Raw genomic sequence first — 7,599 nt, 5'->3', positions numbered from 1 at the left:
GCGGGGGTCTTGGGCGGGTCTTTGGCCTCAACCTGCTTGCTCCCTAAAAATATTTTTTTGTTTTTCTCCTGGTTGGTGTGCCCCCTTCTCTTTTTGGCCCCCCCCGACGTCGTACAACCACACGATCAGAAGAAACGTATACCCATGATCAGAAGAAGACCGACCGCCGCTGCACCAACAACTTGTACAGCGTGTGCTGGATCTGCTCCCGCACCTGATCCGTCAGGTTGAACATCAGCATCGGATCCTCCGCCGCCTCCGGCGGATAGCCGTCCGTGCGAATCGGCTCACCGAACTGGATCGTCCACTTCGTGGGCAGCGGGACCGCGCCGAGCGGGCCCAGCCACGGGAAGGTCGGAGTGATCGGGAAGTACGGGATCCCCAGGACACGCGCCAGGGTCTTCGCGTTGCCGATCATCGGGTAGATCTCCTCCGCGCCGACGATCGAGCACGGGATGATCGGGGCGCCCTGGCTCAGGGCCGTGGAGACGAAGCCGCCGCGGCCGAAGCGCTGGAGCTTGTACCGCTCGCTGAACGGCTTGCCGATGCCCTTGAATCCCTCGGGCATCACACCGACCAGTTCACCGCGCTCCAGTAGCCGTTCGGCGTCCTCGGCGCAGGCCAGCGTGTGCCCGGCCTTGCGGGCCAGCTCGTTGACGACCGGCAGCATGAAGACCAGGTCGGCCGCCAGGAGACGCAGATGCCGGCCCGCGGGGTGGTTGTCGTGGACGCCCACCTGCATCATCAGGCCGTCCAGCGGCAGCGTCCCGGAGTGGTTGGCGACGATCAGCGCCCCGCCCTCGGAAGGGATGTTCTCGATGCCCTTCACCTCGACGCGGAAGTACTTCTCGTAGAGCGGGCGGAACAGGGACATCAGAACCTGGTCGGTGAGTTCGGCGTCGTAACCGAACTCGTCGACCTCGTAGTCGCCCGTGAGCCGTCGGCGCAGGAAGGCAAGGCCTCCGGCGATACGCCGCTCCAGACCGCCGCTCTCCTGCGGCTCCTGGGGCGGCTGTTGTTCCTCACGCGTCACAGGAACATCATCTCGCCGTGCGGCCCGCCTCGGCAGGGGCTGGACCTCACGTACCACCACGGGCTCGCCCGTGCGCCGGCTCCCTGTGCTCCGGCGGCGCGGCGGGCGCTGCACCGCACCCCCGCGGGACCGGTCGTCGTCGAACGGAATGACCTTGGCGTCCGCCATCGTTGATGCGCTCCTCAGTTGGCGCTCTGCGTCGGGGGCTGACCGCCGCCCAGGTAAGACAGCCCGGCGATCCGGTCGACGGCTGCCGCGACGGCCTCGGGGGGCAGGAGTCCGGGCCCCCGGCTGTGGGCGAAGTCCGCGAAGGTCTCCGCCGTCGTGTACTTCGGCCGGAATCCGAGCGTCTCGCGCATCTGCTTCGTCGCCACGACCCGGCCGTGCGTCAACAGCCGCAGCTGCTCCGGCGAGAAGTCCGTCACGCCCAGGGTACGCACGGCCGTGCCCGCCCAGGACAGCGCGGGCAGCAGCAGCGGCACCGTGGGACGGCCCAGGCGCCGCGAGCACTGCGAGAGCAACAGGAGGCCGTCGCCCGCGATGTTGAACGTGCCGCTGTTGAGCGTCCCGCGCGCCGGCTCGTGCGAGGCGATCCGCAGGACCTCGATCACGTCGTCCTCGTGCACGAACTGCAGCCGCGGGTCGTAGCCGAACACGGTCGGCAGCACCGGCAGCGAGAAGTACGAGGCGAGCGGTGAATCCGCGCTCGGCCCCAGGATGTTCGCGAACCGCAGCACACACACGGCAACGTCGGGCCGCCGACGCGCGAATCCCCGTACGTACCCCTCGACCTCCACCGTGTCCTTCGCGAAGCCGCCGCTGGGCAGCGACTTGGGCGGGGTGGTCTCGGTGAACACGGCCGGATCGCGCGGCGCGGACCCGTACACGTTCGTACTGGACTTCACGACCAGCCGCTTGACGGTGGGGGACTTCTGGCAGGCGCCCAGGAGCTGCATGGTGCCGATGACGTTGGTCTCCTTGACCGTGGTCCGGCTGCCGCTGCCCAGCGCGGTGCCCGTCACATCCATGTGCACGACCGTGTCGGCGTTCGTCTCGGCGAGCACGCGCGCGATGGTCGGGTGCCGGATGTCGGCCTGGATGAAGTCGGCACCGCCCAGATGATGCTCGGGCGGGACCGCGTCCACGGCGATCACCCGGTCCACCTGTGGGTCACGCTGGATCCGCCGTACGAACCGGCCGCCCAGTCGGCGGGCAACTCCGGTCACGAGCACGACCTTCCCCAAGATCAGCGCCTTCCCTTCCCGAATGCGGATGTAGCTCTGTTCGGCTCTGTTCGTACTCTGCCGTGTTCCCCGTGTACGGCCAACCTAGCGGGTTGGTGTTGCGCTGTGATGACCGCCCGATGCACGAAGTGACGACATCCACAAACGTGCGATCGGACCAGGCCATTCGGCGCACCCGAATCGGTTCGCGGCCCGCGCAGGCTTTCCATGAGGGATTTGCGCGAAGGATATGCACAACCGGATATGCCTGTGGCCCCCCACCAGTTGGTGGGGGGCCACAGTACGCGCTTCTTGCGGCGTCGCTTACTTCTTGTTGCGACGCTGAACGCGAGTGCGCTTGAGCAGCTTGCGGTGCTTCTTCTTCGCCATCCGCTTGCGCCGCTTCTTGATAACAGAGCCCACGACTACCCTCGCTCACTTCTCTTTACTCGCTGCTGGGCTGCATGGGCCCACACGACTATGAGGGGCCAGACTACCCGTCCGAGCGCTGAGGTCGTAATCGAGGTGATCCGGGAGATCTCCGGGCGATCGGCGGGTGATCCCGGAGGATCTCCCGCAGCCGCCCGGACGGTCTCCCGGACCGCCGTCAGGCTGTCTCCACCCCCACGTAGCTCTCGCGGAGGTACTCGTGAACAGCTTGCTCCGGCACCCGGAAGGACCTCCCCACCCGGATCGCCGGCAGATGACCGCTGTGCACCAAGCGGTACACGGTCATCTTCGACACTCGCATCACCGAGGCGACTTCCGCCACGGTCAGGAACTGAACCTCGTTCAGAGGCCTCTCGCCAGCTGCAGCCATGACACACCTGAACCTTCCGCACTCGACGGTCACCGGCTTCCCCTTCCGGTGACACTTCGTCGTTGCGTGCTCACTCCCCAGAGTAGGGGCGGGTGATGCGAGTGGGGAAGAGGAGCTGCCATCGGCCGCCTACTGTGACAGACACGCTCGATTGAGTACATAGCGAGTAAGCGGTCGGTAGTAATCAGACCGCACAGCGTCATCAAGCGGAACGACGACGGACACCCGCCCCTCTGCCTCCCCGACGAAGAGCGCAGGATCATCCGTATCCGCCAGCCCCATCGCCTCGAACCCCAGCTGACCTGCTCCGCAGACCCATCCATGGTCACCGATCACCAGCTCCGGGAGTGGTCCGCCGGCCTCCGCCGCGGCGGCCAGAACGGTACGAACCGGCAGGGGTGAGTGGGTGTGTGCGCCGGTCGCACTACCGGGGGCCCGCACGCCGGGTTCGCGCACCAGCGCGACTCCTTGTACGTAGTCAAGGTTGTACGTGCGTAGACCGAACCGGGTCGTTATGTCGACACAGTCACCCTGCGCTGGGGTGAGGACAGTACATCCCGCCGCCGACAGGGCGTCCGCGAGCGCGGCGTAGAAACCGATCAGTCGATGCGGATGGCCGGTGCCGAGAAGCACGGGTTCGCGCCTGCGAGCCGCCTCTCCGAGCCTCGTCGCGAAGGCGTCGAGGGCGACCAGGGTCCGCTCAGGATCGATCACATCATGCCCCGAAGTGTGCGCCGGGTCCGCGGAAACCCCGCACTTGTCCGCCATCAACTCAATCAAGTCCCGCTGCCGCCACGCCCATTCGGGATCAAGCCCAAGCAGGACGCGCGGATCACGAGCGGCGAAGAGCCGATAACTACGCAGACTCTCCTCACGCGAGGTGGCCACAGGCCCGGCCAACCGGGCGGCCAACAGGTGTGCACGCAAAGCTCCGGTGCTCAACACGTCAGCGATGCTGACGCATTTGCCGGGTGTTCACCCCGAAAATCCCGAAAAGGCCGCACAGTTGGCGTAACGGACGAGTGATCCGGCCCGGCGAACGGACGAGTGATCCGGCCCGGCGGGTGCCAGAGCTCTTCCGGTCCGTCCGGCGCTTGAGGACGAGGGCCACCGCCCCCATCCCCACCCACCCGCGGGGCGGCGTTTTCAGCCGGTCCGGCGTTTGAGGACGAGGCCGTTCAGGCCGACAGCGGGGGTCTGGGGGCGGCAGCCCCCAGGGACAAGGGACGGGCAGGGGCGGAGGGGGCGAAAAACCAAGGGGCACCCCCTACGGCAACAACCCCCGCAACGGAAACACCGCCCGCCGAGTAGCCAGCACCGCCTGGTCCAGCCGATCCGCCGGGTCATACCCGGACTCCCAGCCCGCCCAGGACACCGGCCACCGCCCATCAGTCATCCGCCCCGGCGCCAACTGCCGCATACGAGCGAACACTTCCTGCCGCCAGCCCTCAGGAACCAGCGTCTCAGGCGAAATCTCCCGCCCCGCCGCGATGGCAACCAGGTGCGTCCAGGACCGAGGCACCACATCCACCACCGCGTACCCACCCCCACCCAACGCGACCCAGCGCCCCTCGGCGTACTCATGCGCCAGCTCATGACAGGCAACCTGCACAGCCCGCTGCGCATCCAGCGACACCGCGAGATGCGCAAGCGGATCCTCGAAATGGGTGTCGGCCCCATGCTGGGTAACCAGCACCTGCGGCCGAAAGTCCGCGATCAGCTCAGGCACCACGGAGTGAAACGCCCGCAGCCACCCCGCATCCCCCGTCCCGGCAGGCAGCGCGATATTGACGGCGGACCCCTCCGCACTGTCGCCCCCGGTCTCCTCCGGCCACCCGGTCTGCGGGAACAACGTCCGCGGATGCTCGTGCAGCGAGATCGTCAGAACCCGCGGATCGTCCCAGAACGCCGCCTGCACCCCATCGCCGTGATGCACGTCCACATCGATATAGGCGACCCGCTCGGCCCCCAGCTCAAGCAGCCGTGCGATGGCCAGCGACGCGTCGTTGTAGATACAGAACCCCGACGCACCCCCCGGCATCGCATGGTGCAGCCCACCCGCGAAGTTCACCGCGTGCACCACGTCCCCGCGCCACACCGCCTCCGCCGCACCCACCGACTGCCCGGCGATCATCGCGGACACCTCGTGCATCCCGGCGAAGGCGGGATCGTCGAGGGTCCCCAGTCCGTACGAGACGTCGGCAGCCTCCGGATCCACGGAAGCGGCCTTGACCGCCTCCACGTAGTCCTCCCGATGCACAAGCCGCAACGTCGAGTCCCCGGCCGGCTTCGCCGCGACCACATCGACATCGCGATCGAGCCCGAACGCGTCGACGAGCTTCCTCGTCAACACGAGCCGGACCGGATCCATCGGATGGTCCGGGCCAAAGTTATAGCCCGTTACTGCCTCGTCCCACATCAGCTGTGCGCGGCCGCTCATGCCCTTCACCGTATCGGTCCGGTTCAGCGGCGAACGACCGGGCGTACTTCAAGGTCAACAGAACCAACACCATGGGTACGAGCATGGCGCCCCGGTAGTTCCAGGCGTCCCCCAGCACCCCGACCAAGGGCGAACCGATCAGGAACCCCACATAATTGAAGATATTGAGCCGCGCGATGGCCGTATCCGAAGCCCCCGGAAAGAGCCGCCCGGCAGCCGCGAACGTCTGCGGCACGATCACACACAGCCCCAGCCCGAGCAGGGTGAACCCGGCCATCCCCACCCACGCGCCGGGCGCCAGCGCCACGACACCGAACCCCACCGCCGCGACCACCGCCCCCGCCCGTACGACTGCCACAGCCCCGAACCGCCGTACCCCGAAGTCCCCGATCGACCGCCCCAGCAGCGTCGTGACCATATACACGTTGTACGGAACGGTAGAGAGCTGCTCCGAACTGCCCAGCACGTCCTGCAGATACTTCGCACTCCAGTTTGAGACGGTCGAGTCCCCGATGTACGCGAAGGTCATCACCAGACACAGCGGCAGCAGCAACTTGAAGACCAGGGGCCCGGCCTCGTCGGCCTCCTTCTTCGCACCGGAGCCATCGACCGCTTCGCCTCCGGCGCCTCCATCGACGTACCACCGACTACCGACAAAGACCGCCGGCAGCAAAACCGCCACGACCGGCAGATACAAGACGAACAACGACAGATGCCAGTGCGCCCCCACCCACGCGAGCGACGCCCCGATGATCCCGCCCAGGCTGTACACGGCATGGAACCCGAGCATGATGCTGCGCCCGTACGTCCGTTGGAGGCTCACTCCGAGCATGTTCATGGAGGCGTCGAGCGCACCGACCGCGAGCCCGAAGGCTCCGAGCGCGACCCCCACCTCGGCCACCTGGTCACCGGACCCGACGCCGAGCAGAGCAAGGAGTACGACGGGCTGCGACCACCTCAGTACACGACTGGGCGGCACCCGCTTGACCAGTTTCTCGGTGACCACACTCCCGACCCCGGCCAGCACCGGCACGGCGGCGAGGAAGGCGGGCAGCAGCGCGTCGGAGATCCCGTAGCGGTCCTGGATCGCGGGGATACGCGTCACGAGCAACGCGAACGCGACGCCCTGGGCGAAGAAGCTGAACGCGAGCGAGGCCCTACCGCGCCGCAGCACATCTGTCATGGCCGCGAGCGTAGGGCCCCGGCCTACCCGTGGGTAGATCCAACCGAAGATGAATTCTGCTCAGCTCTTCAACTCGCCGCGACCTAGGGCTACTGGAAGACACGACGCCCGCCGACAGCTCACCGCCGTACCCGGTCATACAAGCAGGTCAGCAAGCTGAGCCATGTCGGAGAAGAGACGAGTGGCCCCCGCGAGCCGGTCGGCGGGCGTCATGGCCGTGAACCCGTAGACATCCATCCCGGCCGCGACGGCCGCCCGCACCCCCAGCGGACTGTCCTCCACGACGACACACTTCTCAGGAGCTACGCCCATCCGCTCGGCCGCGTACAGAAACAGATCCGGCGCCGGCTTCCCCCGCCCCACATCCTGCGAACTGAAGACGCGTCCCTCGTCGAACCACCGGTCGAGCCCGGTCTTCCGATGCCCCACCCGAATCCGCTCATGACTCCCGGACGAAGCCACGCAGTACGGCACCCCGTCCGCGGCCAGCTTCTCCAGCACCTGCACCGCACCTGGAACCGGCTCCAACTCCCGTTCGAAAGCGGCGAAGACGCGAGCATGGAAGACATCGTCGAAGTCCGCGGGCAGCCGCTCCCCTGTGCGCTCCTCGACCAGGTCGTGTACGCGGTGCATGGCGGCGCCCATGTAGTCGCGGAGGGACTCCTCGTACGAGGTGGGATGCCCGAGCTCCGTGAGGTACGAGGCAAGAAGTGCGTTGGAGATCGGCTCGCTGTCCACGAGGACGCCGTCGTTGTCGAAGATGATCAATTCATAGCGCATGGCGCAACAGTAAAACGGAGCGACCCTGAACGCAGAAAACCCCCGTACCGTTTCCCGGTACGGGGGTTTTCTCCAAAAATAGTTCGGCGGCGTCCTACTCTCCCACAGGGTCCCCCCTGC

8 protein-coding genes are annotated in these 7,599 nt (G+C 67.0%); all 8 read right to left on the bottom strand.

Features of this window, described 5'->3' with window-relative positions:
* Positions 1-148: 148 nt before the first annotated feature.
* The 8 genes from ACIPC1_RS34070 to ACIPC1_RS34035 all read right to left on the bottom strand — a co-directional run bounded on the left by ACIPC1_RS34070 (position 149) and on the right by ACIPC1_RS34035 (position 7,479).
* Positions 149-1,201, bottom strand: a complete 1,053-nt coding sequence (locus ACIPC1_RS34070; RefSeq protein WP_402524159.1) for a lysophospholipid acyltransferase family protein — start codon at positions 1,199-1,201, stop codon at positions 149-151.
* Positions 1,202-1,215: 14 nt separating this feature from the next.
* Positions 1,216-2,277, bottom strand: a complete 1,062-nt coding sequence (locus ACIPC1_RS34065) for an NAD-dependent epimerase/dehydratase family protein (protein WP_402524156.1) — start codon at positions 2,275-2,277, stop codon at positions 1,216-1,218.
* Positions 2,278-2,580: 303 nt separating this feature from the next.
* Positions 2,581-2,679 carry a 30S ribosomal protein bS22 gene (locus tag ACIPC1_RS34060; RefSeq protein WP_003948845.1) on the bottom strand — a complete coding sequence of 33 codons (99 nt, stop codon included), beginning with the start codon at positions 2,677-2,679 and terminating at the stop codon, positions 2,581-2,583.
* Positions 2,680-2,863: 184 nt separating this feature from the next.
* Positions 2,864-3,076: a helix-turn-helix domain-containing protein gene (locus tag ACIPC1_RS34055; RefSeq protein ID WP_004984898.1), complete on the bottom strand. Its 213-nt coding sequence runs from the start codon at positions 3,074-3,076 to the stop codon at positions 2,864-2,866.
* A gap of 129 nt (positions 3,077-3,205) precedes the next feature.
* Positions 3,206-4,021, bottom strand: a complete 816-nt coding sequence (locus tag ACIPC1_RS34050) for a phosphatase (protein ID WP_402524154.1) — start codon at positions 4,019-4,021, stop codon at positions 3,206-3,208.
* Between the two features lie 322 nt (positions 4,022-4,343).
* A complete protein-coding gene (locus tag ACIPC1_RS34045) occupies positions 4,344-5,516 on the bottom strand; it encodes an acetoin utilization protein AcuC (protein ID WP_402524152.1) in 1,173 nt (390 codons plus the stop codon).
* Positions 5,467-6,699, bottom strand: a complete 1,233-nt coding sequence (locus tag ACIPC1_RS34040; protein WP_402524149.1) for an MFS transporter — start codon at positions 6,697-6,699, stop codon at positions 5,467-5,469. Before ACIPC1_RS34040 ends, ACIPC1_RS34045 begins: the two co-directional genes overlap by 50 nt.
* 135 nt (positions 6,700-6,834) lie before the next feature.
* On the bottom strand, positions 6,835-7,479 hold the full coding sequence (locus tag ACIPC1_RS34035) for an HAD family hydrolase (protein WP_402524147.1): 645 nt from the start codon (positions 7,477-7,479) through the stop codon (positions 6,835-6,837).
* Positions 7,480-7,599 lie beyond the last annotated feature (120 nt).

Source organism: Streptomyces sp. NPDC087263 (assembly GCF_044744645.1).
In the GTDB taxonomy this organism is placed as follows: Bacteria; Actinomycetota; Actinomycetes; order Streptomycetales; family Streptomycetaceae; genus Streptomyces.
The sequence above is the reverse complement of the archived record's forward strand: the minus strand, read 5'-3'. Positions and strand labels throughout refer to the sequence as shown.

Bases quoted from the DNA above. Each gene is read 5' to 3' on its own strand.
- ACIPC1_RS34070 (WP_402524159.1), bottom strand. From the start codon at position 1,201: ATGGCGGACGCCAAGGTCATTCCGTTCGACGACGACCGGTCCCGCGGG.
- ACIPC1_RS34055 (WP_004984898.1), bottom strand. From the start codon at position 3,076: ATGGCTGCAGCTGGCGAGAGGCCTCTGAACGAGGTTCAGTTCCTGACC.
- ACIPC1_RS34045 (WP_402524152.1), bottom strand. From the start codon at position 5,516: ATGAGCGGCCGCGCACAGCTGATGTGGGACGAGGCAGTAACGGGCTAT.
- ACIPC1_RS34040 (WP_402524149.1), bottom strand. From the start codon at position 6,699: ATGACAGATGTGCTGCGGCGCGGTAGGGCCTCGCTCGCGTTCAGCTTC.
- ACIPC1_RS34035 (WP_402524147.1), bottom strand. From the start codon at position 7,479: ATGCGCTATGAATTGATCATCTTCGACAACGACGGCGTCCTCGTGGAC.